This is a genomic window from Fulverythrobacter fulvus (assembly GCF_037154085.1).
Classification (GTDB): domain Bacteria; phylum Pseudomonadota; class Alphaproteobacteria; order Sphingomonadales; family Sphingomonadaceae; genus Andeanibacterium; species Andeanibacterium fulvum.
In genome coordinates this window covers 1-25,026 of sequence record NZ_JBANRM010000002.1, presented here as the reverse complement: position 1 = coordinate 25,026, position 25,026 = coordinate 1, and the positions used below count along the sequence as shown (strand labels likewise).

Below are 25,026 nucleotides of genomic sequence, written 5' to 3'. Positions count from 1 at the left end.
CCTACTGGATTGTGGCATTCTGCGCGGCATCCACTTCGCGCTGTTCCTGCGGCACCGGGCGCGGCGTATTTCCCTTCACCCATAATTCCAGCGCATCGATGTCACTGATGCCGATGGTAGCTTCGCGCTGGGCGGCTAGCAGGGTGAAGCTGTCGCCCCCGCCAGCCAGAAAGCTGTTGGTGGTCACGCGGTAGCTGGCGTTCATGTCGAGCGGCTTGCCGTCCAGTTCGATCCGCACCACTCGCTCGCCGATGGGCCGCGTTCTGTCGTACCAGTAGACGAAGCCCGTCGAGGGAGAGAGGTGCTGTTCGGGGGCGTTGTCGTCGAAGCCCTGTTCGAGCACGGCCTTGATTTCCGCTCCGGTCATGGTTTGCGTCACCAGCGTATTGGCAAAGGGCTGGGTCTTGTAGAGATCGCCGAAGGTCAGCGCGCCGCCCGGCGCCGGGTTCAGCGTTGCACGCACGCCGAAGGGGTTCATGAAGGCGATCCGAGCGCCCGCCTTGCGCGTGGCGGCCAGTTGCGCATCGGCGATCAGATTGCCTGCCGTGCCGCCGTCCGGCCCCTCGCCCTTCAGCGCGGGGCCATCCAGCGCCCCCACCGGCCGCAGCGTGAACTCCGCCGCCCGATCGGTATAGAGCTTCACATAGCCGGCAATGTCGGGGCGGGGCTGGAACTGCTCGAACAGGGGCGAATTGGCGGTCTCCCCGCGCGAGGAGACATAGGGCCGCGATTGCACGATCACGTTGCGGGCGCGCTTGGTCACCACCCTGTCGACCGCCGGATCGATCTCCAGTGCGATATCGGTCACCAATTCGCCGAACACGCCCGCGCTGGTCAGCAGGAAGGGGCGCGAGGGATCGATGGTGCCGTAATCGCAGACATAGGACCAATGGGTGTGGCCGGAAACGACCACGTCCACGCGCGGATCGAGCCGGGAAAGGATCGGCAGGATTTCGCCCGAAAGCGCTTCGCAGCCATTTGGATTCGGCTGACCGCCGGTGCGCCCGCCCTGATGGATCAGTACCACGATGGCATCCGCGCCTTCGCTTTTCAGCCTGGGGATCGCGGCGTTGATCGCCTGTGCCTCGTCCCCGAAAGTGAGTCCGGCCACTCCGTCCGGCGAGACGAGGCTGGGCGTATCCTTCAGCGTCAGCCCGATGAAGCCCACGCTGACTTTGGCATTACCGCTGCCGAAGCTCTTTATGCCAGTGGCGGGGAACAGCGTCTCGCCATCCCTGGTGAAAGTGCTGGCCGACAGGAAGCGGAATGTCGCGCCCCGGAACTGTTCGACCTGGCACGGCTCGCGCGAGGTGAATTTGGCGCAGCCGCCGCTCTGCTTGCGCAGCAATTCCTGCTCGCCGCTGTCGAATTCGTGATTGCCTACCGCGTTGAAGTCCAGCCCGATGCGATTCATCACGCCGATGGCCGGCTCGTCGAGGAACAGCGAGGAAGCCAGTTGCGAGGCGCTGATCAGGTCGCCTGCCGAAACCACGGCATTGTTGGGATATTGCGCACGGATCGAATCGATCGCCGAAGCCAGCCATGCCGCACCGCCTGCGGGAACCAGCGTGACGCCGCCCTTGCCGTCGCTCACCACGACAGACTGGTTCGGCGGCTCCAGCGCGCCATGGAAATCGTTGATCGCCACGATCCCCACCGAGACGGTCCCGACAGGCGCGGCCTCGGGCGCCTTCTGGCGCAGGGTCAGGGTGCCGTGATCGTAATTGGCCGCACAGCCCGAGAGCGTGAGGGCAAGGATTGCCGGGGCGAAAAGGGCGCGGGGAGAGAGACGCTTCATGCGCGAATCCTTGCCGGAATGCATGACAGCATCATGGCGCGGCCGGGCCCTTGGGCCAAGCCGCGCCGGGATTCAATTCGTCCGGATATTCAGATGTCCAGATTGGCCACGTTCAGCGCGTTCTGCTGAATGAAGTCGCGGCGGGGTTCCACCACGTCGCCCATCAGGCGAGTGAAGATTTCGTCGGTCACGTCGGCGTCTTCGACCTTCACCTGCAGCAGCACGCGGTTTTCCGGATCGAGCGTGGTTTCCCACAGCTGCTCGGCATTCATCTCGCCCAGGCCTTTATAGCGCGAGATGGACAGGCCCTTGCGGCCTGCCTCGAGCACGGCTTCCAGCAACTGCGCCGGGCGGGTGATCCCGCCATCGGCCACCACCGAAACAGCGGGTGTATCCTCGTCATCGCCGGAAGTTTCCGGCTCCGGCTCGGCTTCGGCGCTGCCCTTGGTGAGGCGGGCGGGCGCGTCGTAGAATTCGGCCATCTGCGTGGCGAGCTGGTGCATCTTGCGCGCTTCGGCACTGGTGAGGAACGCGGCTTCGATTTCGTGCACGTCGGTCACCCCGCGCCACAGGCGGGCGAAGATCACCGAACCGTCCTCGCGCCGCTCCACGCTCCAGGCGGCTTCCGGATCGCCCATGCCCAGATGGCGGGCGGCCTTTTCCAGTGCGGTCATGCGGGCGGCTTCGGCCAGTGCCGGATCGAGCGCGCCGGAAAGGCCCATCGCCTCAACCACGGCCGAATCATATTTGCGCGGCACGAAGGCCATCAGGTTCTTCATGCGCAGGGCATGGTCGACCAGGCCGGACAGTTCCGCTCCGCCGCGCACGATGCCCAGATTGTTTTCCAGCACGCGGCCCTGAAGGCCCGCTTCCACCAGATAGCGGTCAAGCTCGCCCTGGTCTTTCACATAGACCTCGCTGCGGCCCTTGCTGACCTTGAACAGAGGCGGCTGCGCGATGAACAGGTGCCCGGCCTTGATGATCTCCGGCATCTGGCGATGAAAGAAGGTCAGCAACAGGGTGCGGATATGGGCGCCGTCCACGTCGGCGTCGGTCATGATGATGATCTTGTGGTAACGCAACTTGTCCAGATTGAATTCGTCGCGCAGGCCGGTGCCCATTGCCTGGATCAGCGTGCCCACTTCCTTGGAACTGATGATCCGGTCAAACCGGGCGCGCTCAACGTTCAGGATCTTGCCGCGCAGGGGCAGGATCGCCTGATACTGGCTGTCGCGCCCGCTCTTGGCGGAACCGCCTGCGGAATCACCCTCGACCAGGAACAATTCGCACTTGCTGGCATCGCGCTCTCGGCAGTCGGACAGCTTGCCCGGCAGGCTGGCGATGTCCATCGCGCCCTTGCGCCGGGTCAGTTCGCGGGCCTTGCGTGCCGCTTCGCGCGCGGCGGCGGCATCCACCACCTTTTGGACGATTTCCTTGGCATTGGCGGGGTTCTCTTCCAGCCACTCGTTCATCTTGTCCGCCATCAGGCTTTCCAGCGGCTGGCGCACTTCGGATGAGACGAGCTTGTCCTTGGTCTGGCTGGAGAATTTCGGGTCGGGCAGTTTGACCGAGACGATAGCGGTCAGCCCTTCGCGCATATCCTCGCCGGTGAGGTTCACCTTCTCCTTCTTCAGGAGGCCGGACTTCTCGGCATAGGAGTTGAGCGTGCGGGTCAGCGCGGCGCGGAAGGCGGCCAGATGGGTGCCGCCGTCGCGCTGCGGGATGTTATTGGTGAAGCACAGCACGTTCTCGTAATAGGAATCGTTCCATTCGAGAGCGACGTCGATCCCCACGCCGTCCCGGTTGGAACTGATCGCGATGGGATCGGCCAGCAGGGGCTGCTTGTTGCGGTCGAGATATTTGACGAAAGCCGCGATGCCGCCTTCGTAATAGAGATCGTGTTCGGCCACTTCGGCATGGCGCTTGTCGCGCAGCAGGACATGCACGCCCGAATTGAGGAAGGCGAGCTCGCGATAGCGATGCTCCAGCTTTTCGAAATCGAACTCGGTGACGTTCTTGAACGTGTCCGTCGAGGCGAGGAAGGTCACGCGGGTGCCCTTCTTGGGCAGGCCGCTTTCCAGCACCGGCGCGTCGCCCGTGACCTTGAGCGGGCCGACCGGATCGCCATGCTCGAAGCGCATCCAGTGTTCCTTGCCGTCGCGCCAGACGGTCAGTTCCAGCCATTCGGACAGGGCGTTCACCACCGACACGCCCACGCCGTGCAGGCCGCCCGAGACCTTGTAGGCATTATCGTCGCTGGTGTTCTCGAACTTACCGCCCGCATGAAGCTGGGTCATGATCACCTCGGCGGCGGAAACGCCTTCTTCGGGGTGAATGTCGGTGGGAATGCCGCGGCCGTTATCTTCCACCGAGACGGAGCCGTCCGGGTTCAGTTCGATCAGAACCAGGTCGCAATGGCCGGCCAGTGCCTCGTCGATCGCGTTATCCGAGACTTCGAACACCATGTGGTGCAGGCCCGAACCATCGTCGGTATCGCCGATATACATGCCGGGGCGCTTGCGCACCGCATCGAGCCCTTTGAGGACCTTGATGCTGTCGGCGCCATAGGTGTTGGTGTTCGGGGTGTTTTCGGGAGTCTCTGCCATATCCATCATATAGGCAGGACAGGCCGGGTTAGGAAGCTTTGAAGCCTATGTTCCACAGGCTTGTGGCGGCCTGATGCGGCTGCCGGACATGGAATGGCCCGCTGCAGAGGGAGAGGAGTGCAGCGGGCCGAACCGTTTGCCGCCTTGCGGCGGAAGAAGATGCGCGAATTAGCTCATTCGGCGGCAGGGAGGCGGGCTTCCAGCTCGTTCAGCGCCTTGGCCTTGCCGTCTGCCACGCAGTCCTCGACGGCCTGCTTGCCGTAGAAGCGGAACATGGCCGGCATCTTGCAGGCGCGGGAAACGGCGGAGTCGATGCGATCCTTGGCCGTATCGAGCGAAGCGGGATCGGTGAAGTCGATGCCGTCCATCCGCACGCGGATGGTCACTTCGCCGGCGAGGGCGGGGGTGGCGGCACCGGCAAGGGTGGCGACGGCGAGAAGGGGGAGGATGAACTTACGCATTGCACATTCCTTTTCGAGGTTTCGCGACCTTATCGTTGGGCCCTCACGGAGGCTCGGTGCCTGAAGCGGTCTGTCTTTGTCGAAGATCATGCTGCAGTGCAGCAGGAAATTGTGCAAATGCAAAAAACTCGCGGGTTGTTGCGTCTTCGGCAACGGCCTTTTGGCTGCTGCTCGAGGGGCGAGTGCAAACGAAAACGGCCGCCCCGAAGGGCGGCCGCCTGTCATCCCGTGCGGATGCGTTCTGCTAACGCTCAGAGCGTCCAGATGAACGGCATCGGGTAGCGCGAGGCACCGCGAACATAAAGTTCGACGACGCGCTTTGCGAAAGTGGCCATGGTTGCCTCCTTGAAAAGGTATCGCGGGCAGCAAAGGGGGGGAGAGGAGCTGCCCGCGAAACTGTCTAACTGCTTACGGGGCCCATATGGTTCTGAGGCCCCGATGCTGCAAGTGCGAAAATCGCGAGCAGTGTTGCGTCAAGCGCAACAGGAATTCGGACCTTACAAGGGTCCCGAAAAGCACAATGCCGCCCCGTCAGCGACGGCGCGGCACTGTGTTTTCGACGGCGGCCCGATGATCAGATGCTGGCGAGCTCGAAGCTCTTGGCCAGCTGTTCCTCGGCGCCGGACTTGGCGGAAGACTTGCAGCTTTCCCAAGCCTGCATGGTCTTGAGATCGCGGGTTTCCGGCTTGACGCAGGCGACCTTGATCGCGGCGGCGACGCGGGTTTCCAGCGCCTTCTTGCCCGCCGAAGTGGTCAGGTCGAGATCGGTGTGAGTGACGGTCACGGTCACTTCCTCAGCCGCGGCGGGGGTGGCGATGGCACCCGAGATGCACATGGCGGCGAGGGCGGTTACGACAAGATTACGCATTTCGATTACTCCATGAGGTGGCTGTCGGCCGCCTTCCTTGGTCATCCTGACTTGTCGTTTTTCTGTGATCCGATGGTGCACTGCACAAGCGATGTGTGCAAATGCGAAATTTGCGCCAGGCATTGCGTGAAAAGCAACGCTGTCTGTCATGGAATTGAAACGGGCAAAACGCCAATTGGAGCCGCCCCCTCTTGTGGGAGCGGCTTCAATATGGGGTCCAGCGAGGGCTGCGATCAGACGATCGCGGCGCTCAGCAGCAGGCCGCTGGTCGAAACTGCGGCAAGCAGCGGAAGGACATGGGTCGCGAGGATGCGCATGTGTCCACCTAACGTTTTGTGTTTTCTTTGGGTTAGCCGGAAGGCTTCGTGCCCCCTCGGCTTCCGGGGGCGCAAATGGTGTACGCAACGAAATGTTGCAAGTGCGAAATATTACAGTTCTGTTGCATAATTTTCATCTGCGATTGCACATTCCGGGCAGGGATTGACGCCCTCGCGCGGGGGATGCGCGCGCGCGATGGCTGGACAGCGCGCCGCGCTTGATATTAACGCGCCGGGATGGAACCAGCCCACCTTCCCGACTCCATCCTCATTGTCGATTTCGGCAGCCAGGTGACCCAGCTCATCGCCCGCCGCGTGCGCGAGGCCGGGGTCTATTCCGAAATCGCTCCCTTCTCCATGGCAGAAGAGGCGTTCCACCGCCTCAAGCCCAAGGGGATCATCCTTTCCGGATCGCCCGCCTCCGTGTGCGACGAGGGCAGCCCGCGCTCGCCGCAGGTGCTGTTCGACAGCGGCTTGCCGATCCTGGGCATCTGCTACGGCCAGCAGGTGATGAGCCACCAGCTGGGCGGCGAAGTCCGCCCCGGCCACGAAACGGGCGAAGGCGGCGAATTCGGCCGCGCCTTCCTCAACGTCACTGAGCCTTGCGTGCTGTTCGACGGGCTGTGGGACGTGGGCGAACGCCATCAGGTGTGGATGAGCCATGGGGACAAGGTGACCAAATTCGCCCCCGGCTTCCGTATCGTTGCCACCAGCGACGGCGCGCCTTTCGCGCTGATCGCGGATGACGAGCGGCGCTATTACGGCACGCAGTTCCACCCCGAAGTGGTCCACACGCCTGACGGGGGCAAGCTGATCGCCAATTTCGTGCGCCATGTCTGCGGCCTCAAGGGCGACTGGACCATGGCCGAGTTCCGCAAGACCAAGATCGAGGAAATCCGCGCCCAGGTCGGCAGCGGCCGAGTGATCTGCGGCCTTTCGGGCGGCGTCGATTCCGCCGTGGCCGCCGTGCTGATCCACGAGGCGATCGGCGATCAGCTGACCTGCGTGTTCGTCGATCACGGGCTGATGCGCATGAATGAGGCCGAGCAGGTCGTGACCCTGTTCCGCGATCACTACAATATCCCGCTGGTCCATGTGGATGCGGAAGAGATGTTCCTGGGCGGTCTGGCCGGCGTCACCGATCCGGAAGCCAAGCGCAAGTTCATCGGCAAGGCCTTCATCGATCTGTTCGAGGCCGAGGCGAAGAAGATCGGCGGGGCGGACTTCCTGGCGCAGGGCACGCTCTATCCCGACGTGATCGAAAGCGTTTCCTTCACCGGCGGGCCTTCGGTGACGATCAAGAGCCACCACAATGTGGGCGGCCTGCCCGAACGCATGAACATGAAGCTGGTGGAACCGCTGCGCGAATTGTTCAAGGACGAGGTCCGCGCGCTGGGCCGCGAACTGGGCCTGCCTGAGATATTCGTGGGCCGTCACCCCTTCCCGGGGCCGGGCCTTGCCATCCGCATTCCGGGCGAAGTGACCAAGGAACGCTGCGACATCCTGCGCAAGGCCGATGCGATCTATCTCGAAGAGATCCGCAATGCCGGGCTCTACGATGCGATCTGGCAGGCATTCGCCGTGCTGCTGCCGGTCAAGACCGTGGGCGTGATGGGCGATGGGCGCACCTATGACAGCGTCTGCGCCCTGCGTGCTGTGACCAGCACCGATGGCATGACCGCCGATATCTATCCCTATGACGCGGCTTTCCTCAGCCGCGTCGCCACGCGCATCATCAATGAAGTGCGCGGCATCAACCGCGTGGTCTATGACTATACGTCGAAGCCGCCCGGCACGATCGAGTGGGAATGATCCGCGCATGGGCGCATCGGGCCTCCTGATCCGCCCTGCCCGGCAGGACGATGCCGCGGCGATTGCCGTGCTGGTCGACCAGCTGGGCCATCCGGGAAGCAGCGCGGCCGATATCGCCGCGCGCCTGCCACTGATCGAGGCGGCCCGCATGGATGCACTGGTGGCCGAACTGGACGGGCGTGTTGTCGGTTGCGTCACAACCTCGGTCATGCCGGTGCTCCACCGCGCAAGGCCCGTGGGGCGTATTTCCATGCTGGTGGTGGAAGAAGGCCTGCGCGGCCGGGGGATCGGCGCGGCGCTGCTGCGCGCGGGCGAGACGGCGCTCGAGGCGCGCGGCTGCGCCATGATCGAAGTCACCAGCAATAATAAGCGCAAGGACGCCCACCGGTTCTACGAGCGGGAAGGCTACGAGGCGACCAGCCTGCGCTTTTCGCTCAATTCCCAGGCGGGCCATTGACCTCCAGCGCGCTCGCCCGGCGGATACGCTCCGCACTGGAAGGCGTGGCCGATCCCGCCCGGGCACCGGGAATGCAGGCCTATATGAAAAGCGCCATGCCCTATCTTGGCGTCAGCACGCCTGCGCGGCGGGTGCTGTGCCGCGATCTGTTCAAAGGGCTGGAATTCGCCTCAGCCGCCGAATGGCAGGCCGAGGTGCTGGCGATCTGGCGCGGGGCGGAGTTCCGGGAAGAGCGCTATTGCGCCATCGAACTGGCGAGCATCCGTTCGGCCCGTTCGTTCCAGCGCATGGATGCGCTGGCGATGTATGAGGAACTGATCCTTACCGGTGCCTGGTGGGATTATGTCGACTGGATCGCCAGCCAGCACCTGTTCGCCATCCTCAAGGCAGAGCCCGCGGCGATGAAGCGCATGATGCTCGACTGGGCGCAGGGCGAGGATATGTGGAAGCGGCGTAGCGCGATCCTTTGCCAGCTGCTCGCCAAGCGCGAGACGGATCTCAAGCTGCTTTACGCGGCCATTGCCCCGTCGATCCGCTCCAAGGAGTTCTTCCTGCGCAAGGCCATCGGCTGGGCGCTGCGGCAATATGCCCGCACCGACCCGGCCGAAGTGGCCCGCTATGTCGCCGCGCATGAGAGCGAGCTGAGCCCGCTCTCCAGGCGGGAGGCGCTCAAGCATATTGCCTGAGCCGCCCCCGCTTTCGAGCGATCACTTCGCCGAGGTCAGCCCCAGCGCGTCGCGCATGATGTAGAAGATGTCGGTCTGGTCGAGCAGGCCCGTGACGTTGAAGGAACGCGGGCCATAGGCGGCGACGCGCAATTGCGTGCCGGTGTGGCCCATCGAGCCGTCCTCGCTATTGCCGTAGCTTACTGTCATCACTGCGCCGTCCTTCGTCATCAGTGCCTGAGTCAGGCCGGGGGCCTTTTCGTCGGCATAGATGATCTGGCCGGAATGGGCATGGTCGGCCGTGACGATCACCAGCGTGTTGCCGTCCTTGCGGGCGAATTCCAGCGCCACCTGCACTGCTTCGTCGAGGTCGACAGTCTCACCGATCTGGCCGCAGGGATTGGCACCGTGCGATTCCTTGTCGATCGAGGCGCCTTCCACCTGCAGGAAGAAGCCCTTGGGGGCCGGCGAGAGCAGGTCGATGGCCTTGCGCGTCATGGCGGCAAGCGTGGGCTGGCTGGCCGGGCGGTCCGCATTTGCCTCGCAGGTCACCGGCGGCAGATCGATATTGCCGTGATAGCTGGCACGCGGGCCCTTCCAGCGCACCGGCATATTGCCTTCCGCGAAGAGGCCGAGCAGCGGCTTCTTCTGATCGGCGGAAGTAACGGCTGCAAGCTGCGCCGCATCGGTCACGAGCGTGAAGCCGCGCTCCGCTGCCTGATCCAGCAGGCTCTTGCCCTTCCACTTGCCCGCATTGGCCGGCTGGCGGAAATATTTGGCGCCGCCGCCCAGTGCCACGTCGGGGCGGGTATCCAGCAATTGTTCGGCAATGGAGCCGCGTCCGCCATTTTCCAGCGCATCGGCGGGGCAGGTCGCCAGCGTTTCCTTGGGCCCCTTGCAGTCGCGATCGGCCACATGGGCAATCTGCGCGGCGGGAGTGGCGTCCTGGATTTCGGCAGTGGAAACGTCGCCCGTGGCCAGCCCGGCGGCGCGCGCCAGGGTCAGCAGGCTGGGATGGGCCTGCCCGCGAATGTCGACGCCGATGGCGCCGTTATAGCTCTTCACCCCGCTGGAGAAGGCCGTGGCGGAGGCTGCGGAATCGGTGACGTAGTTCGGTTTACCGGTTGTCTTGTCGAGCGAGTAATGCGTGTATTGCCCGCTCACCGGCAGGGCATCCAGGCCCTTGAAATAGCCGCCCGCCCCTTCGGCATAATTGCGGGCGATGGTGATTTCGGAATCGCCCATCCCGTCGCCGATCAGCAGGATCACATTGCGCACCGGCTTTTGCGCGTCGGCGGAAGCCATCGCGGCATAGGCGGCGCTCAGATCGCCCTCGATCCTGCGGGCGCCATCGGGAAGGCTGGGATCGGCCGAGGCAGCGCGCGGCATGGCGGAAAGGTCCTGCGGTGCGCTCTGGGCGAACAGAGCCTGCGGCATGGCCGCGCCGAACAGCAGCGCGATCGCGAAAACGGGATATTTCATGGGGAGCCTCGAGCGCCTGATTGCCTTGGAAAATCTCCGCCCCTCGGGATGGAAACCTGCGCTCGCCTTGGCCCGGCTCTGTGACACCTTGGTGTCACAAGCGCGGATTCAGGAGGTTCACCAATGATTGCCCGCCGCAATCGCCGCGATTTCTGCCGGGGTGCTCTTCCGGCCCAGCACCTCGTTGCGATGCGGGAAGCGGCCGAAGCGGGCGACCATGCGGTAATGGGCGCGGGCGAAGGCGAGGATGAAGGCATTGTCCAGCGCAGTGTAATAGGCGAGCGAGGCGAACTGGTCCGCCTTGTGCTCGCTATGCATCAGCGGCAGGCCGAGGAACTGGCGTTCCGGCCGGGTCAGGCCCCTGTCCCACCCGCGCGCGATGGCTTCCTTGGCGATGCCGCGCGCCAGAGGATCGAAGGCGAAGGCTTCGGCGGTTCCGCGATAGAGATTGCGCGGCAGCTGGTCGAACAGCAGCACGGCCGCGCGGGCAGTGAGCGGATCGGTCAGGAAACGGTCGGCGCTCTGAGTGAAGAGCGCCAGCAGTTCGGGTTCGAAGCGCCTGCGCAGCTGTTCGTCCACCTCGGGCCCGCCGCCGAACCAGTCGCGCGGGCCGAGAGTGTGGAACCAGAAATGCAGCAATTCCGCCGCCCAGCGGCGCGGGGCGGCGGCCATGCGCGGATCAGTTCTTCGGCTTGGTGTAGGGCACGAAGTCCTTGAGGAACACGGCCCCGCTATACATGCCGGAGGTCTGGTCCATCGTGTACATCGTATCGTTCGTGCACAGCTGGCTGCCGTTCACCCGGTCGATCACCAGAATGTCGGTACGGCGCAGCTGCTTCGGATCGGTCGGGCGTGCGACCCACACCGTGTCGCCCGCTTCATAGACGATGGCGGTGCGGTCGATGATCCGCATGCCGTCGCGGCGCATGGTGTTGATGCAGCTCTTCGGCTCGCCGGCAGTACGGCCTTCGATCAGCTTCTGCAGCTGGGCTTCGCCCTTTTCCGCAGCAGTCTGCTTGGCGCTGGCGACACCGCCGGTAAGGGCGAGGGCAGAGATGGCGAGAGCAGTCATGATCTTGCGCATATAAGTCTCCGTAAGATGGCGGGACCTTATCACCGGCAGGCTTAATGCATCCTGACAGCGGGTTCCTGCCCGAAAGACGGACTCACTGGGCCAAAACCCCAGTAATCATATAGCGTTTCTAGCGGCCATTACAGCGGAGCAGATAGGAAATGTCGCCTGTTTCGGAAGTGTCCGCTGCGCGGATCAGGGCAATCCTGTCTTCCCCCATGATGGCGATCATGCCGCCGAAGAATTCCTTCTCCGCGAACAGCCCGCGCCGTTCGAACAGGATCGGCACGACATAGGATGCATCCTCGAAGCCCGGAACCGTAGCGGGATCGACCGGCGCGCCGAGCGAGACGGAGGAGATCACCGGTTCCCGGCGCGTCTCGGCATCCTGCGATCCGTTGGATTGCACTTCCAGATGGGCAAGGTCGCCGGAAAAGACATAGGCGGAATCCGCGCGGGGGTGGCCGCTGCGGCAGGGAGCGTAGATGAAATCCTCGGGCAGGTCCTGCCAGTCCGATCCGGCATCGCCCCAGCGGCCGGCAAGGAAGGCGGCGATGTCCCTGTCTTCCACACCCCTGTCTTCTGCAAGGCCGGGCGCGGGCAGGGCCAGCGCGGCGATGAGCAGGCAGGCGCCCTTCGCGAAAATCTTCATCCGATTGCCCCCTTGACGGTCGTTCAGGCCGTGCCGCCCACCGTCAGCCGGTCGATCAGCAGGGTCGGCTGGCCCACGCCCGCAGGCACGCCCTGTCCGCCCTTGCCGCACATGCCGATGCCGGGATCGAGTTCCAGATCGTTACCGATGCCGGTCACGCGGGTCAGCACGGTCGGCCCGTCGCCGATCAGCGTGGCGCCCTTGATCGGCGCGCCGAGCTTGCCGTTCTCCACCAGATAGGCCTCGGTGCAGCTGAACACGAATTTGCCCGAAACGATGTCCACCTGCCCGCCGCCGAAGCTCTTGGCGAAGATGCCGCTCTTCATGCGGGAGAGCAGTTCTTCCGGATTGTCGTTGCCGGCCTTCATGAAAGTATTGGTCATGCGCGGCAGGGGCGCGTGCTGATAGCTTTCGCGGCGGCCATTGCCGGTGGGCTCCATGCCCATCAGCCGGGCGTTGAGCCGGTCCTGCATATAGCCTTTGAGGATGCCGTCCTCGATCAGCACCGTCTCGCCGGTGGGGGTGCCCTCATCGTCGATGGAGAGCGAACCGCGCCGATCATGGATCGAGCCATCGTCCACCACGGTCACGCCCGGTGCGGCCACACGCTCGCCGATCCGGCCAGTGAAGGCGCTGGTGCCCTTGCGGTTGAAATCGCCTTCCAGCCCATGGCCGATAGCCTCGTGCAGCAGCACGCCGGGCCAGCCGGGGCCGAGCAGCACGGTCATTTCGCCAGCAGGCGCCGCGACGCTGTCGAGGTTCACCAGAGCCTGACCCAGCGCATGGTCGATCGCCTCGTTCCAGGCGCTTTCCACGAACAGCCGGTCATACAAATGCCGCCCGCCGATGCCGTAGCTGCCGGTTTCGCGCCTGCCGTTCGCTTCCGCCACGATGGAGACGTTGAGCCGCACCAGCGGGCGCACATCGGTGGCGACGAAGCCGTCGGCGCGCACGATCTCTACCACCGACCAGCTGCCCGAGAGGCTGGCGGTGACCTGCGCCACGCGCGGATCGCGGGCGCGGGCGGCGGCGTCGATCTTTTCCAGCAGGGCCACCTTTTCGGCAAAGGGCACCAGATCGAGCGGGCTGACATCGGTATAGAGATGCCGATTGTTGAGGCGCGGCGGCGCGGCGGGGCTGCCGGTGGCCGGATCGAGCAGCTTCAGCGTCTCGCCCGCCCGCGCGATGGCAGCGGCGGAAATGTCATTGGCATGGGCAAAGCCGGTCATCTCGCCCGAAACACCGCGCAAGCCGAAGCCCGAATCGCGCGAATAATCGGCGGTCTTCAGCCGGCCGTCGTCAAAGGCGAAGCTCTCCGATGCCACGAACTGGAGGAACAGTTCCCCATCGTCGCATTGCGCCAGCGTCTTGCGGGCGAGGGCCTGGGCTTCTTCGGGCGAAAGCTTGCCGTCTGCATAGAGATGGCCGCGCGGATCGGTGAAAGTCATGCCGGGGATATAAGCCCGCCCGGCGGCGGGCGAAAGGGCGGGTTCGGGCCTCTGCTGCATATTCTCGGCTCAGCGCAAAGGTGACACAGAACGCGGGGCGAAAACCTGTGACCTTCCGGGCGGCGGTCCGCTTTGCTGCCCTGCGCGGTCAAGCTGGGCGAGATAGGAAAGAAGCGCGGAATTGTCCGCCTTTCGCATGGTGCCGACATGCTGCCCGCCATAAGTGACGGGCTTGAGCAGGCCGAACAGAGCGCGCTGCCCGCGTTCCTGCAGTGTGACCTTCCGTTTCTGCCCGCTCTCGCCCTGTACCGGCGCGCGTCCGAGCACCTTGTCCCACGCGGCCGCGAAGCTTTCCGCGCCCGGTTTCATCCGCAGGCGATAGGCGGTTTCGCGCGCCATGCCGACCCGGCGCGCGGCTTCGCGGACGGAGCGGGTGATGGCCAGATGGGCGAGGAAGGCAGCCTGCCGCCGGGGTGTCCACCCATCGGCGCGGGCGCGCAGCGGAACGGGCGAAAAGGCGGGAACACGCGCATGGCGCGCCGGGCGGCGAGGCGGATAGGACTTCATCCGCGAGTTTAAGGCAGATTTCGGCGATGTAGGAAAGCGGAACTGCCGCTACCCTACATCCCTTTCACCCAAATCCGTTCGTCCTGAGCCTGTCGAAGGACGAACGGGGAAGGGAACTTCCCCTCAGCCCTGCGGGCTCGCGCCCGAAGCGATATCCGGCAGTTGCGACTGGTCCGCGCCGTCGGCCGGGCCGCCCTTCAGGATGAAGCGGTGGTCGCAATAGCCGCAATCGACATAGCCATGCTCGTCGATTTCAAGGAACACGCGCGGATGGCCAAGGGCGGCAGCGCGATAGCTGGCGCCGCCACGAATCCCGCCCGAGCCGTCACACGACACGCGGGTGGTTTCGACGATAGTGGTTTCAGGGGGCGGAAGCATGGATTCGCCCCTAACCCCAGCCCGCACGATCTGCAAGACGGTAGCGCATCTGTCACAGCTTGCCCTTTACGCGCGCGCGTGGGTGGCCCAAGGAGCAGGCCATGAGTGACAGCAGCGTTGCAATCGCAATTCGGGACCTCGTCAAACGCTATGCCCCGGTGAAGGGCAAGGGCGGCAGAGCAGGGCAGAACGGGGCCGGGCGGGGTGCAGAAGGCAAGCTCGCCCTGGGCGGGGTCAGCTTCGATGTGCCGCAGGGCCAGATATTCGGCCTGCTCGGCCCCAATGGCGCGGGCAAATCCACTCTCATCAACATCATGGCCGGGCTGGTGATGAAGACCAGCGGCACGGTGGAGATCTGGGGCCACGATATCGATCGCGACAGCCGCAACGCCAAGGCTTCCATCGGCATCGTCCCGCAGGAAATCGTCTTCGATCCCTTCTTCACTCCGTTCGAGGTGCTGGAGAATCAGGGCGGGCTGTGGGGCGTGCCCAAGGCGCTGCGCCGTTCGGAAGAATTGCTCAAGGCCGTCCATCTGGCGGACAAGCGCAATGCCTATTCCCGCTCGCTCTCGGGCGGGATGAAGCGGCGCCTGCTGATCGCCAAGGCCATGGTCCATTCCCCGCCGATCCTCGTGCTGGACGAGCCGACCGCGGGCGTGGACGTGGAACTGCGCCGCCAGCTGTGGGAACTGGTCAGCGAGTTGAACCATCAGGGCGTCACCGTGGTGCTGACCACGCATTACCTCGAGGAAGCCGAGGAACTGTGCGACCGGATCGCGATCATCAATCACGGCCAGCTGATCGCCAACCGCCCCACGCGCGAGCTGGTGGAAATGACGCGGGAAAAGATCCTGCTGCTCACGCTGGATCGCGACATTGGCGATCTGCCCAGCCACCCGGCCTTCGTCAAATGCCGCAAGACCGGGGAGCGGGAGATCGAGATCGCCTATGACAAGGATCGCGTCACTGCCGGCGAAGTGCTCGGCCAGGTGCAGGCGCAGGGCTTCGTCATCGTGGACGTCTCCACGCAGGAACCGGACCTTGAGGATGTGTTCGTCCAGCTGACCAGCTCGCGGGAAGCTGCATGAGCAAGGCGGATGTCCTCATCATCGGCTCCGGCGCGGCGGGGCTTACCGCGGCGCTGACGCTGGCCGAGCGCTGCAAGGTGCTGGTGCTGGCCAAGGGCGCGCTCAATTCGGGCTCCACTGCCTGGGCGCAGGGCGGGATCGCTGCCGTGCTCGATGCCGGGGACACGTTCGAGGAGCATATCCGCGACACGATGATCGCCGGGGCCGGGCTCAACCGGCGCGAGACGGTGGAATTCGTGATCGAAAGCGCGCCTCATGCGATCGACCGGCTGATCGAGCTGGGCGTGCCGTTCAACACCGAAGGGGCCAATCTGCACCTCACGCGCGAGGGCGGCCATTCGCATCGCCGGATCGTGCATGTGGCCGATGCCACCGGCTGGGCCGTGCAGATGGCTCTGCTCAAGGCGGCGGAGGAACATCCCAACATCACTCTGCTGCCCAATCGCAGCTGTATCGAACTGATCACCGGCAAGAACGAGCTGCGCTATTCCGGGTCGGGCCGGGTGTGGGGCGTCTATGCGCTCAATACCGAGACCGACCGGGTGGAAGCCTACACGGCGCGGGCGACCATCATGGCCTCGGGCGGGGCGGGGCGCGTCTATCAGTTCTCCACCGCGCCGCGCGGCGCCACGGGCGACGGCATCGCCATGGCCTGGCGCGCGGGGGCCCGCGTCTCCAACATGGAGATGATGCAGTTCCACCCGACCTGCCTCTACAATCTGGAGGTCAAGAACTTCCTCATTACCGAGGCAGTGCGAGGTGAAGGCGGGCGGCTGATCAATCCGCGCACCGGCAAGCGCTTCATGGAATATTACGATCCCGAGCGGCTGGAACTGGCCCCGCGCGACGTGGTCGCCCGTGCGATCGATTCCGAGATCAAGCGCTTCGGGCTGGATTACGTCCATCTCGACATCAGCCACCAGCCGCCCGAATTCGTGCGGGAGCATTTCCCGAACATCCACGAAAAGCTGCTGGGCCTCGGCATCGACATGACGAAGGAGCCGATCCCGGTGGTGCCCGCGCAGCATTATACCTGCGGCGGCATCCTGACGGACCTTCAGGGCCGCACGGACCTGCCCGGCCTCTATGCCGCGGGCGAATGCAGCGAAAGCGGGCTGCACGGGGCGAACCGCCTCGCCTCCAACAGCCTGCTGGAATGCTTCGTGTTCGGCGAGGCGGCGGCCAAGGACATTCTCGCCCGCTGGGACAGTTTCGACGCCCCGCCCCAGGTCCGCCCGTGGGACGAAAGCCGCGTGACGGATTCGGACGAGGCCGTGATCATCAAGCAGAACTGGACCGAGATCCGGCGGTTCATGTGGAACTATGTCGGCATCGTGCGCACCACCAAGAGGCTGGAACGCGCGCAGCACCGCATCAAGCTGCTCTACGAGGAAATCGAGGATTATTACGGCCACTTCCGCGTGACCACGGACCTCATCGAGCTGCGCAACCTGCTGCAATGCGCCGACCTGATCGTGCGCAGCGCCTTGAAGCGCCACGAGAGCCGGGGGCTGCACTACACGCTGGATTATCCGGGCATGCTGCCGGAGGCGCTGGATACGGTGCTGGTGCCTTAGGCAGCCAGTTCGCTCCACATCCGCCCAGCCTGAGCTTGTCGAAGGCCACGGGAAACCGTTAGCCCCAGTGGATGGCGTTCTACGCATATCTCCTGCGCTGCAACGACGGCAGCTATTATGCCGGCCACACGGATGACCTCGACCTGCGTATGACCCAGCACCAGACCGGTGCGCTGGGCGGTTATACGGCGAAGAGATTGCCGGTCGAACTCGTCTGGTCCGACAGCTTCCCCAGCCGGGACGGTGCCTTCGCGGCAGAGCACCGGATCAAGGGCTGGAGCAGGGCGAAGAAGGAAGCCCTCATTGCAGGGGATTGGGAGTTGGTTTCCCGGCTTTCGGTTAGTCGGCAGGGTTCGCGGACTGTCGGGTGATGTGGGCGCGTGGCCTCCGACAGGCTCAGGCTGAGCGGATGTGGTGTGATCGGCTTATGTGTAGAGCGGCAAAATACAACGACCGCCCAGCCTGAGCCTGTCGAAGGCCACGCGCCGCCGTTTCCTTACTTCCCATACTGCCCCGCCAGCGCCTCGGCCACGCGGCCGATCAGCTCCAGCGGCAGCGGGTCTTTCAGCGGGAAGGCGAGGTTGCCCTTGGGCCCGCGCCATGGGGCCAGTTCCTCCACCAGGGCGGCGGGTTCGTGCACCGGGGGATAGATGCCCAGGTGCTTCCGGAAGGCCGCGAAATAGAAGAACACTCGCCCCTTGCGCAGGGCGGGCATCTGATAGGCGATGCAGCGCTGCGCATCCGGCACGCGCCGTTCGGCCTCCGCGCGGATCGCTTCCAGAAGGGCGCGAATCTCTTGCGGCTGGCGGGCGAGATAGTCGGCATGCGGATCGGGTGCGGTCATGGCTGCGGTTCTTCCCCCCGGCTTCGAGAATGGCCCTGGCTTCGAAACAGGGCATTTCCGCGCTTTCCTGCGCAGCAAAATTTCCAGCTCCGATTCGATTGATTCAAAGCCCCGAAAGAGAAAACTTCACAGCAAAATTTTTGCCCGGATTCATTTTGACTCTTGCGCCTCTCGCCAGCCCAGCTTTGACCGCGCGTCGCGCTGTATTGCCTGGCTAGGACACCGAGTCTTGACTGCGTCATATATAGTGAATCCCCCATTTAAGGCCTTGCGCCTGATTCCCGGTAAAAGCACTATGCCTAGGTCGAACAGCGGGGGGTACCCACAAGACCTAGTTTCCGTAGCGGGAGGCGAATCGCCCCCGAGAAATGCGGATCGGGTCGGTCAGGGAAGCCCGCCGGCCATTCGGCTGGGGACAGGCGGGGGAAAAGTTTTTCCCTGTCCGGGGCCTCGAATTGGTAGTCTGATCGCTTGGCTGCCGATTCGAACGAATGCGGAACACGGGCATTGAAACCGATGCCCGGGATGATCAGATCGGGGGCTCGTACATGGATTTCAGGACTGGGGACGGAGCTGCGATGGGGCTCGACGATGTGGACGCGCTGGCCGGCAAGGATGCCGATGGCGCGCAGCAGGAAACCAAGGCTGGAAAGAACCAAGGCAAGACAGATGGCCCGGCAATGACGATGGACAGCAAGGATACAGCCACCGAGACTTTGGTGGAAACGGCCGCCGCCGATGCGCTTGCGCAGGCGATGACGGCTGCCGCCCAGAGTGCCGCTGCGCCCAAGGACGATTCCAAGTCCGTGCGCCCGCGCCGCTTCGATGTGGTGACCGATACCAGCCGCGATGCGCTGCTGACCGATTTCGGCAAGGAAACCCTGACCGACCGCTATCTGCTGCCCGGCGAGGATTTCCAGGACCTGTTCGCCCGCGTGGCCGATGCCTATGCGGACGATGCCGATCACGCCCAGCGCCTGTACGATTACATCTCGCGCCTGTGGTTCATGCCGGCGACGCCCGTGTTGTCGAACGGCGGCACCAATCGCGGCTTGCCGATCAGCTGCTATCTCAATTCCGTGTCGGACAGCCTCGAAGGCATTGTCGGCACCTGGAACGAAAACGTCTGGCTCGCCTCGCGCGGCGGCGGCATCGGCACCTATTGGGGTGCGGTGCGCGGCATTGGCGAGCCGGTGGGCCTCAACGGCAAGACCAGCGGCATCATCCCCTTCGTGCGCGTGATGGACAGTCTGACGCTGGCCATTTCGCAGGGTTCGCTGCGTCGCGGCTCGGCGGCCTGCTATCTCGACGTGTCGCACCCGGAAATCGAGGAATTCCTAGAAATCCGCAAACCCTCGGGGGACTTCAACCGCAAGGCGCTGAACCTGCACCACGGCGTGCTGCTGACCGACGACTTCATGGAAGCCGTGCGGGACGGCAAGGAATTCGAGCTGAAGAGCCCGAAGGACGGTTCCGTGCGCGGCAAGGTCGATGCGCGCAGCCTGTTCCAGAAGCTGGTCGAAACCCGCCTCGCCACGGGTGAGCCCTATATCGTCTTCTCCGATACGGTGAACCGGATGATGCCCAAGCATCACCGCGACCTGGGGTTGAAGGTTTCCACCTCCAACCTGTGTTCGGAAATCACCCTGCCCACTGGCAAGGACCACCTCGGCAACGATCGTACGGCGGTGTGCTGCCTCTCCTCGCTCAATCTCGAGACCTGGGACCAGTGGAACACCGACAAGCGCTTCGTGGAAGACGTGATGCGCTTCCTCGACAACGTGCTGCAGGACTATATCGACCGCGCGCCCAGCGAGATGGCCCGCGCCAAATATTCCGCCGAGCGTGAACGGTCTGTCGGCCTGGGCGTGATGGGCTTCCACTCCTTCCTCCAGATGAAGGGCATCGCGATGGAAAGCGCGATGGCGAAGGCGTGGAACCTCAAGATGTTCAAGCATATCAGCGCCAAGGCCAACGAGGCCTCGATGCTGCTGGCCGAAGAACGCGGCGCTTGCCCGGACGCGGCTGATCAGGGCGTGATGGAACGCTTCAGCTGCAAGATGGCAATCGCGCCCACCGCGTCGATCAGCATCATCTGCGGCGGCACCAGCGCCTGCATCGAACCGATCCCGGCGAATATCTACACGCACAAGACCCTGTCGGGCAGCTTCGTGGTGAAGAACCCCTATCTGGAAAAGCTGCTGCAGGCGAAGTCCAAGGATTCCACCAATGTGTGGAACACGATCCTGGAACGCGGCGGCTCGGTCCAGCATCTCGACTTCCTCTCGCCGGAGGAAAAGGCCGTCTACAAGACCAGCTTCGAGATCGACCAGCGCTGGCTGCTGGAATTCGCGGCCGACCGTGCGCCCTTCATCGATCAGGCGCAGAGCCTCAATCTGTTCATCCCGGCCGATGTCGACAAGTGGGACCTGCTGATGCTGCACTTCCAGGCATGGGAGAAGGGCATCAAGTCGCTCTATTACCTGCGCTCCAAGAGCGTGCAGCGCGCGGGCTTCGCCGGCGGGGTGGAGGCGGACAACACTGCCGACGCGCCGAAGATCGAACTCAGCGCCGGCGGCCAGACCGATTACGAGGAATGTCTCGCCTGCCAGTAAGAATCTGCCGTTAGACGCGGCGAAACGAATAGAGGGCGGGCGGCGCTGCGGAACCATCCGCGCCGCCCGCCCGTTTCACATATCGAGGCATGGGCACCGGGGGGATTCGACGATCCCGAGGAGTGCCCGAAATGCCCCTTTACGTTCCCCAGATCCTGCTGGCCCTCGCCATCGTGCTCACTGCGGGCACCGGCGTGTGGCTGATGATCAATGCGCGCGCCGTGGCGCGCCTGTTCCGCCACAGCGACATTATCGAGCCCGGCCCGGTGCTGGGCCGCCGGCGCATCCCGCCGCCGCGCGGACTTGTGATGGTGATGCTGGCGGGCTTCGCCTTCGGGGCCATCGCCAGCGTCGCGATCTGGAGCTGGGCGATGACGGAGGAAGCGGTGGAGATGGTGGATGCGCGGGCCTCTGGCGCTTGAAACGAGATTGTTTGGCCGCATCGTCATTGCGAGGGCCAGCGGCCCGAAGCAATCCAGAGCGCAATGCGTTACGCCCTGGATTGCTTCGCTGCGCTCGCAATGACGAACTATAACGCGCAAGCAGGGCGACGTTCCGGCAAGTTCTGGAAGCAGGAGCATTACGATGACGAAACAGGTTGTTCGGCCCGCCGCACTGGCGCTTGCCATCCTCCTCCTCACCGCCTGCGCGCGGCAGGTGCCCGAGGCAGTGAGCCATGGCGCCGATGTACCCGGCTTCTGGTGGGGGCTGTGGCATGGCTTCATCTTCCCCTGGGCGTGGATCGGCTCGCTCTTTTCGGATGAGATCGCCGTCTATGCCGTGCCCAATAGCGGCGGCTGGTACGATTTCGGCTTCTTCGTGGGCATCACCGTGCTGGGCGGGGGATCGTTCTTCGGTTCGCGCCGGCGCGACCGCGACTGACCCGCACAGGAAAGGCCCGGCCCCCTTTGCAGGAGCCGGGCCTTCCCCCCACCGTTCCGCGGGCAGAGGCGGAACGGCTATCGCCTGACCTATGCCTGCGGGGAAATGTGCGCCTCGGGCTTGAGGTAGATGCGGTTGTCGTCGATCCGCGCCACGTCATCCAGCAGCAGGAAGTGATGCTGGCCATCGCCGCTATCGCTGCGGGTCAGCTTGATCCGCTCGTCCTCCACCGAATCCACGGTGCCGATGTGCTGGCCGCTGGCATTGGCCACTTCCATATGTTCCTTGATCCTGAGCTTCTCGAACATGGCTTGCTCCTTATCGTTGCAGCCCCCGGTTCGGCCCTGTTGCCCCATGAACGGACATGCGCGCGGCCCCGTTCCCCCGCTTGTCGCAGGTCATGCACCAATCCGGGCCGGGCCGTTACAGGATGCGACATTTCGCGGCTTGGTTCCGGATCGGGCGCGCCGTATATTAGCAATATGGAATGCGGCTTGGGCTAGATCCGCGTTTCCGGAACGAAACGCACATAAAGGCATATCCCATGCGCAAATGGCATCGCTGGATCTCGATCTTCTTCGGGATCTTCATGGTCTGGATCGCCGCCACCGGCATTCTCAGCCAGGTCTTCGTCCTCTGGCCCAGCGGCGCGGAAGGCCCGGCGGCCCTGCCCGCCACGCCGGAAGGCTTCACTTGTCCCGAAGGCTGGCGCTGCATGCCCGCAGTCGAACCTTCGGGAATGCGCGGGCTGGTCGGCCTGATGCACCACCTCCATTCGGGCGAGAGCTTCGGCGCAATCGGCACTGCGATCTCGATCCTCTCGGGCTTCGCGCTGCTGTTCTTCGCCATCTCGGGCCTGTGGCTCTACATCCAGATGTGGCGCAATCGCGCGAGCCGCGGCCTGAAGGGCGGCATGTTCTGGAAGTGATTTCAATCGCCTGCTGCAAAGGTGGGCTGAGGCGGGGATAATTCGCTTTATCCCCGCCGAATCATTCCCCCTTGCCTTCGAATCACAGGCATGATTCCCTATGTTGGCTGTTCGCACTGACGCCCATGGAGACACAACATGTCGCTGCTCGAAGCACGCAAGACCTACAAGCCCTTTGAATATCCCTGGGCTTACGAGTTCTGGAAGCGTCAGCAGCAGGTCCATTGGCTGCCGGAAGAAGTTCCCCTGGGCGAAGACTGCCGCGACTGGGCGCAGAAGCTGTCCGATCACGAACGCAATCTGCTCACCCAGATCTTCCGCTTCTTCACTCAGGCCGACGTGGAAGTGCAGGATTGCTACCACGAAAAATACGGCCGCGTGTTCAAGCCGACCGAGGTGAAGATGATGCTCACCGCCTTCTCCAATATGGAGACGGTGCACATCGCCGCCTATTCCCACCTGCTCGACACGATCGGCATGCCCGAGAGCGAATATGGCATGTTCCTCGAATATGAGGAGATGAAGGCCAAGCACGATTACCTGCAGGAATTCGGCGTCGAAACCGACGAGGATATCGCCCGCACGCTGGCCATGTTCGGCGGCTTCACCGAAGGGCTGCAACTCTTCGCCAGCTTCGCCATGCTGATGAACTTCCCGCGCTTCAACAAGATGAAGGGCATGGGCCAGATCGTCACCTGGTCGATCCGCGACGAGAGCCTGCACTGCGAAGGCATCACTCAGCTGTTCCACGCCTTCTGCGCGGAACGCGGCTGCCTGACCAAGGCCGTGAAGGACGACATCATGGACATGTGCCAGAAGACGGTGCGCCTGGAAGACGCCTTCATCGATCTTGCTTTCGAAGCCGGCCCGGTGCCGGGCATGACGGCGAAGGAAATCAAGCGCTACATCCGCTACATCGCCGACTGGCGTCTCAGCCAGCTGGGCCTCCCGGCGATCTACATGGTGGACGATCACCCGCTGCCCTGGCTCACCCCGCTGCTCAACGGCGTGGAACACGCCAACTTCTTCGAAACCCGCGCCACCGAATATTCGAAGGGCGCCACCAAGGGTAACTGGAACGACGTCTGGACGAGCTTCGACCAGCGTCGCAAGGCCAAGACCGGCGACAGCGCGAATGACGTGGCCACCGACGATGGCGAGCCGGATATGTTCGGGGATGCCTCGGGCGGGGTGCAGGCGGCGGAGTGAATTAGCCTTCGAAGAGGGTTTCCCGCAGAAGCTCAAGATGCCTTATCAAGTGGTCATAGGTCTTTCGGGTAACTTCACCTGAGAAACGTATTTCCGCGCGGCAATCAGAGCCAAGAGGCAATGCGATAACTTCATCAGTCTCGATTCCACTCGGATAAGAGCTGATAGAGTTATCGGCTGGCGAGGGTTGCTTCACTCTGACTTCGACGTCAGGCAGAGGCTCATCTTCACTCTCATCTAAATCATCGGGAAAGTCTGGCAGCTCGTCAAAAGTTTCCCGAAGAACGCTTACAACCTCATTCGCCCCGCTTTGTGAGAAGCCTAGATGACGAACAAGATACGCCAGAATAGGGGCGTCGGATTTTGGAAGCTCATCAGGGAATTGTCGTAGAACCTGAGAGAAGACTTCTGGGTAATTTGCGGCTGTGTGAAGTGCTGCGATATGCTCTTCCGCATCCATTGGCTGAAGGATGCGCATAGCGAGATCGCTAATATTAATGTCGCCGCGCAGGCCGTCCACAAGTCCATATTGCCTTAGCGCGCCGATCGCCCCTGCGCCTGCCCCGCTTGAGCTACTAGTATAGCCAATAACTTTAGCGGCTGTGTCGGCATCTATCTTGCTTTGGTGCGCGCCCTCATAAAGGCGCTTTGCTAAGCCCACAGCCTTGCTCAAGCTGACTCGTGGGTAACGCGGACTACGTTTTCCAGCCATAGAAACTACCAATCTCAAATTAATTAAGCCGATAAAAGCTTATTAATGAGATAATAGATAGTTGGCTAGAAGTTTAAAGATTGTGATTGAGGCGCGCAATCGTTCTGTCGCAAATGACGCACGCTTTGGCGATCACGCAATGAATCTGAGTGGCGGGGAGGTGCGATCTGGATTAAAGCTAAGCCTCGTTAGCTCGGGCTGCCGTCCAAAGGCAGGTCAACCCGAGCTTCCGAATATGCAAAAGGGGCTGGGGTCCACACCCAGCCCCGCTTCTTATACCTGAAGCGTGCATCAATGCAAAGCTGATCCGGCACTGCGCAGCCTTCCCTTTTTTCAATCTCGTCATCCCGGACTTGTTCCGGGATCCCGCTATTTCTCTCTTAGGAAGCTGGACCCCGGCACAAGGCCGGGGTGACAGTGGATGGAGGGCGGCCTCACCCGTCGTCCCGGGCTTGACCCGGGACCGCTGTGATCTGGGCGCCAAGCGGCCAGCGATCCCGGCGCGACTGCCGGGAGGTTTATCCTGAGCCTGACGAAGGGCCGGGATGACGAATTGGTGTGCCACCTTGACAATGTGAACCATTTGGG

25 protein-coding genes are annotated in these 25,026 nt (G+C 63.5%); 11 read left to right on the top strand and 14 right to left on the bottom strand.

The genetic code is table 11. The features are described from left to right. Nucleotide 1: 1 nt before the first annotated feature. From WFP36_RS05870 to WFP36_RS05855, 4 genes are all read right to left on the bottom strand, one after another. The gene (locus WFP36_RS05870; RefSeq protein WP_336978758.1) at nucleotides 2–1,798 is read right to left on the bottom strand and encodes a bifunctional metallophosphatase/5'-nucleotidase; all 1,797 of its coding nucleotides are present in this window, start codon (nucleotides 1,796–1,798) and stop codon (nucleotides 2–4) included. A gap of 89 nt (nucleotides 1,799–1,887) precedes the next feature. Then, on the bottom strand, nucleotides 1,888–4,404 hold the full coding sequence (gyrB, locus tag WFP36_RS05865) for a DNA topoisomerase (ATP-hydrolyzing) subunit B (protein ID WP_336978756.1): 2,517 nt from the start codon (nucleotides 4,402–4,404) through the stop codon (nucleotides 1,888–1,890). A gap of 173 nt (nucleotides 4,405–4,577) precedes the next feature. Further along, nucleotides 4,578–4,865, bottom strand: a complete 288-nt coding sequence (locus WFP36_RS05860; RefSeq protein ID WP_336978754.1) for a UrcA family protein — start codon at nucleotides 4,863–4,865, stop codon at nucleotides 4,578–4,580. A gap of 574 nt (nucleotides 4,866–5,439) precedes the next feature. Beyond that, nucleotides 5,440–5,733 (bottom strand): UrcA family protein, encoded by a 294-nt coding sequence (locus WFP36_RS05855; protein ID WP_336978752.1) that lies wholly within the window; start codon nucleotides 5,731–5,733, stop codon nucleotides 5,440–5,442. A gap of 554 nt (nucleotides 5,734–6,287) precedes the next feature. Between WFP36_RS05855 and guaA the strand changes: the two genes are divergently transcribed. Genes guaA through WFP36_RS05840 form a run of 3 tightly spaced genes read left to right on the top strand, consistent with a single transcriptional unit; the run spans nucleotide 6,288 to nucleotide 9,005 of the window. Continuing rightward, on the top strand, nucleotides 6,288–7,862 hold the full coding sequence (guaA, locus tag WFP36_RS05850) for a glutamine-hydrolyzing GMP synthase (RefSeq protein WP_336978750.1): 1,575 nt from the start codon (nucleotides 6,288–6,290) through the stop codon (nucleotides 7,860–7,862). Nucleotides 7,863–7,869: 7 nt separating this feature from the next. Then, nucleotides 7,870–8,319 carry a GNAT family N-acetyltransferase gene (locus WFP36_RS05845; protein ID WP_336978748.1) on the top strand — a complete coding sequence of 150 codons (450 nt, stop codon included), beginning with the start codon at nucleotides 7,870–7,872 and terminating at the stop codon, nucleotides 8,317–8,319. Continuing rightward, nucleotides 8,316–9,005: a DNA alkylation repair protein gene (locus WFP36_RS05840; protein ID WP_336978746.1), complete on the top strand. Its 690-nt coding sequence runs from the start codon at nucleotides 8,316–8,318 to the stop codon at nucleotides 9,003–9,005. Before WFP36_RS05845 ends, WFP36_RS05840 begins: the two co-directional genes overlap by 4 nt. Nucleotides 9,006–9,026: 21 nt before the next feature. On the opposite strand, the gene phoA is transcribed toward WFP36_RS05840, so the two are convergent. The 7 genes from phoA to WFP36_RS05805 all read right to left on the bottom strand — a co-directional run bounded on the left by phoA (nucleotide 9,027) and on the right by WFP36_RS05805 (nucleotide 14,583). Further along, nucleotides 9,027–10,466, bottom strand: a complete 1,440-nt coding sequence (phoA, locus tag WFP36_RS05835) for an alkaline phosphatase (RefSeq protein ID WP_336978745.1) — start codon at nucleotides 10,464–10,466, stop codon at nucleotides 9,027–9,029. A gap of 117 nt (nucleotides 10,467–10,583) precedes the next feature. Next, nucleotides 10,584–11,138, bottom strand: coding sequence for a DUF924 family protein (locus WFP36_RS05830; RefSeq protein WP_336978744.1), 555 nt, complete (start codon nucleotides 11,136–11,138; stop codon nucleotides 10,584–10,586). Between the two features lie 7 nt (nucleotides 11,139–11,145). After that, nucleotides 11,146–11,550: a hypothetical protein gene (locus tag WFP36_RS05825; protein ID WP_336978743.1), complete on the bottom strand. Its 405-nt coding sequence runs from the start codon at nucleotides 11,548–11,550 to the stop codon at nucleotides 11,146–11,148. Nucleotides 11,551–11,668: 118 nt separating this feature from the next. Continuing rightward, nucleotides 11,669–12,190, bottom strand: coding sequence for a hypothetical protein (locus WFP36_RS05820; RefSeq protein WP_336978742.1), 522 nt, complete (start codon nucleotides 12,188–12,190; stop codon nucleotides 11,669–11,671). Nucleotides 12,191–12,213: 23 nt separating this feature from the next. Beyond that, nucleotides 12,214–13,638 carry a metalloprotease TldD gene (gene tldD / locus WFP36_RS05815; protein WP_336980017.1) on the bottom strand — a complete coding sequence of 475 codons (1,425 nt, stop codon included), beginning with the start codon at nucleotides 13,636–13,638 and terminating at the stop codon, nucleotides 12,214–12,216. A 69-nt stretch (nucleotides 13,639–13,707) separates the two neighbouring features. Further along, nucleotides 13,708–14,205, bottom strand: a complete 498-nt coding sequence (locus tag WFP36_RS05810; protein ID WP_336978741.1) for a hypothetical protein — start codon at nucleotides 14,203–14,205, stop codon at nucleotides 13,708–13,710. A 123-nt stretch (nucleotides 14,206–14,328) separates the two neighbouring features. Further along, complete coding sequence (locus WFP36_RS05805) at nucleotides 14,329–14,583, bottom strand: zinc-finger domain-containing protein (RefSeq protein WP_336978739.1); 255 nt, start codon at nucleotides 14,581–14,583, stop codon at nucleotides 14,329–14,331. Nucleotides 14,584–14,684: 101 nt separating this feature from the next. Here WFP36_RS05805 and WFP36_RS05800 point away from each other — a divergent pair, with 101 nt between their 5' ends. From WFP36_RS05800 to WFP36_RS05790, 3 genes are all read left to right on the top strand, one after another. Further along, nucleotides 14,685–15,671: an ABC transporter ATP-binding protein gene (locus tag WFP36_RS05800; protein ID WP_336978737.1), complete on the top strand. Its 987-nt coding sequence runs from the start codon at nucleotides 14,685–14,687 to the stop codon at nucleotides 15,669–15,671. Continuing rightward, nucleotides 15,668–17,248 carry an L-aspartate oxidase gene (nadB, locus tag WFP36_RS05795; RefSeq protein WP_336978735.1) on the top strand — a complete coding sequence of 527 codons (1,581 nt, stop codon included), beginning with the start codon at nucleotides 15,668–15,670 and terminating at the stop codon, nucleotides 17,246–17,248. Before WFP36_RS05800 ends, nadB begins: the two co-directional genes overlap by 4 nt. Nucleotides 17,249–17,319: 71 nt before the next feature. Next, nucleotides 17,320–17,619: a GIY-YIG nuclease family protein gene (locus tag WFP36_RS05790; RefSeq protein ID WP_336978734.1), complete on the top strand. Its 300-nt coding sequence runs from the start codon at nucleotides 17,320–17,322 to the stop codon at nucleotides 17,617–17,619. Nucleotides 17,620–17,744: 125 nt separating this feature from the next. Here the strand turns inward: WFP36_RS05790 and WFP36_RS05785 are convergent, their stop codons facing one another. Next, nucleotides 17,745–18,092 (bottom strand): iron chaperone, encoded by a 348-nt coding sequence (locus WFP36_RS05785; protein WP_336978732.1) that lies wholly within the window; start codon nucleotides 18,090–18,092, stop codon nucleotides 17,745–17,747. Between the two features lie 548 nt (nucleotides 18,093–18,640). On the opposite strand from WFP36_RS05785, the gene WFP36_RS05780 reads away from it, so the two are divergent. The 3 genes from WFP36_RS05780 (at nucleotide 18,641) to WFP36_RS05770 (ending at nucleotide 21,589) form a co-directional block, all read left to right on the top strand. Then, nucleotides 18,641–20,707: a ribonucleoside-diphosphate reductase subunit alpha gene (locus tag WFP36_RS05780; protein WP_336978730.1), complete on the top strand. Its 2,067-nt coding sequence runs from the start codon at nucleotides 18,641–18,643 to the stop codon at nucleotides 20,705–20,707. A 131-nt stretch (nucleotides 20,708–20,838) separates the two neighbouring features. Continuing rightward, a complete protein-coding gene (locus tag WFP36_RS05775; protein WP_336978729.1) occupies nucleotides 20,839–21,129 on the top strand; it encodes a hypothetical protein in 291 nt (96 codons plus the stop codon). A 163-nt stretch (nucleotides 21,130–21,292) separates the two neighbouring features. Further along, nucleotides 21,293–21,589: a hypothetical protein gene (locus WFP36_RS05770; protein ID WP_336978727.1), complete on the top strand. Its 297-nt coding sequence runs from the start codon at nucleotides 21,293–21,295 to the stop codon at nucleotides 21,587–21,589. An 89-nt stretch (nucleotides 21,590–21,678) separates the two neighbouring features. Here the strand turns inward: WFP36_RS05770 and WFP36_RS05765 are convergent, their stop codons facing one another. After that, nucleotides 21,679–21,897, bottom strand: coding sequence for a DUF2171 domain-containing protein (locus tag WFP36_RS05765; protein ID WP_336978725.1), 219 nt, complete (start codon nucleotides 21,895–21,897; stop codon nucleotides 21,679–21,681). Nucleotides 21,898–22,133: 236 nt separating this feature from the next. On the opposite strand from WFP36_RS05765, the gene WFP36_RS05760 reads away from it, so the two are divergent. Both WFP36_RS05760 and WFP36_RS05755 read left to right on the top strand, forming a co-directional pair. Continuing rightward, on the top strand, nucleotides 22,134–22,517 hold the full coding sequence (locus WFP36_RS05760) for a PepSY domain-containing protein (protein WP_336978723.1): 384 nt from the start codon (nucleotides 22,134–22,136) through the stop codon (nucleotides 22,515–22,517). 138 nt (nucleotides 22,518–22,655) lie between these two features. Beyond that, entirely contained in the window at nucleotides 22,656–23,726 is a 1,071-nt protein-coding gene (locus tag WFP36_RS05755; RefSeq protein ID WP_336978721.1) for a ribonucleotide-diphosphate reductase subunit beta, read from the top strand. 1 nt (nucleotide 23,727) lies between these two features. On the opposite strand, the gene WFP36_RS05750 is transcribed toward WFP36_RS05755, so the two are convergent. Further along, nucleotides 23,728–24,399 (bottom strand): hypothetical protein, encoded by a 672-nt coding sequence (locus tag WFP36_RS05750; protein ID WP_336978719.1) that lies wholly within the window; start codon nucleotides 24,397–24,399, stop codon nucleotides 23,728–23,730. Nucleotides 24,400–25,026 lie beyond the last annotated feature (627 nt).

Excerpts from the sequence above, each read along its gene's own strand:
- WFP36_RS05870 (WP_336978758.1), bottom strand. The coding sequence starts at position 1,798 with ATGAAGCGTCTCTCTCCCCGCGCCCTTTTCGCCCCGGCAATCCTTGCC.
- gyrB (WP_336978756.1), bottom strand. The coding sequence starts at position 4,404 with ATGGCAGAGACTCCCGAAAACACCCCGAACACCAACACCTATGGCGCC.
- WFP36_RS05860 (WP_336978754.1), bottom strand. The coding sequence starts at position 4,865 with ATGCGTAAGTTCATCCTCCCCCTTCTCGCCGTCGCCACCCTTGCCGGT.
- WFP36_RS05855 (WP_336978752.1), bottom strand. The coding sequence starts at position 5,733 with ATGCGTAATCTTGTCGTAACCGCCCTCGCCGCCATGTGCATCTCGGGT.
- guaA (WP_336978750.1), top strand. The coding sequence starts at position 6,288 with ATGGAACCAGCCCACCTTCCCGACTCCATCCTCATTGTCGATTTCGGC.
- WFP36_RS05845 (WP_336978748.1), top strand. The coding sequence starts at position 7,870 with ATGGGCGCATCGGGCCTCCTGATCCGCCCTGCCCGGCAGGACGATGCC.
- phoA (WP_336978745.1), bottom strand. The coding sequence starts at position 10,466 with ATGAAATATCCCGTTTTCGCGATCGCGCTGCTGTTCGGCGCGGCCATG.
- WFP36_RS05830 (WP_336978744.1), bottom strand. The coding sequence starts at position 11,138 with ATGGCCGCCGCCCCGCGCCGCTGGGCGGCGGAATTGCTGCATTTCTGG.
- WFP36_RS05825 (WP_336978743.1), bottom strand. The coding sequence starts at position 11,550 with ATGCGCAAGATCATGACTGCTCTCGCCATCTCTGCCCTCGCCCTTACC.
- WFP36_RS05820 (WP_336978742.1), bottom strand. The coding sequence starts at position 12,190 with ATGAAGATTTTCGCGAAGGGCGCCTGCCTGCTCATCGCCGCGCTGGCC.
- tldD (WP_336980017.1), bottom strand. The coding sequence starts at position 13,638 with ATGACTTTCACCGATCCGCGCGGCCATCTCTATGCAGACGGCAAGCTT.
- WFP36_RS05810 (WP_336978741.1), bottom strand. The coding sequence starts at position 14,205 with ATGAAGTCCTATCCGCCTCGCCGCCCGGCGCGCCATGCGCGTGTTCCC.
- WFP36_RS05805 (WP_336978739.1), bottom strand. The coding sequence starts at position 14,583 with ATGCTTCCGCCCCCTGAAACCACTATCGTCGAAACCACCCGCGTGTCG.
- WFP36_RS05800 (WP_336978737.1), top strand. The coding sequence starts at position 14,685 with ATGAGTGACAGCAGCGTTGCAATCGCAATTCGGGACCTCGTCAAACGC.
- nadB (WP_336978735.1), top strand. The coding sequence starts at position 15,668 with ATGAGCAAGGCGGATGTCCTCATCATCGGCTCCGGCGCGGCGGGGCTT.
- WFP36_RS05790 (WP_336978734.1), top strand. The coding sequence starts at position 17,320 with ATGGCGTTCTACGCATATCTCCTGCGCTGCAACGACGGCAGCTATTAT.
- WFP36_RS05785 (WP_336978732.1), bottom strand. The coding sequence starts at position 18,092 with ATGACCGCACCCGATCCGCATGCCGACTATCTCGCCCGCCAGCCGCAA.
- WFP36_RS05780 (WP_336978730.1), top strand. The coding sequence starts at position 18,641 with ATGGATTTCAGGACTGGGGACGGAGCTGCGATGGGGCTCGACGATGTG.
- WFP36_RS05775 (WP_336978729.1), top strand. The coding sequence starts at position 20,839 with ATGCCCCTTTACGTTCCCCAGATCCTGCTGGCCCTCGCCATCGTGCTC.
- WFP36_RS05770 (WP_336978727.1), top strand. The coding sequence starts at position 21,293 with ATGACGAAACAGGTTGTTCGGCCCGCCGCACTGGCGCTTGCCATCCTC.
- WFP36_RS05765 (WP_336978725.1), bottom strand. The coding sequence starts at position 21,897 with ATGTTCGAGAAGCTCAGGATCAAGGAACATATGGAAGTGGCCAATGCC.
- WFP36_RS05760 (WP_336978723.1), top strand. The coding sequence starts at position 22,134 with ATGCGCAAATGGCATCGCTGGATCTCGATCTTCTTCGGGATCTTCATG.
- WFP36_RS05755 (WP_336978721.1), top strand. The coding sequence starts at position 22,656 with ATGTCGCTGCTCGAAGCACGCAAGACCTACAAGCCCTTTGAATATCCC.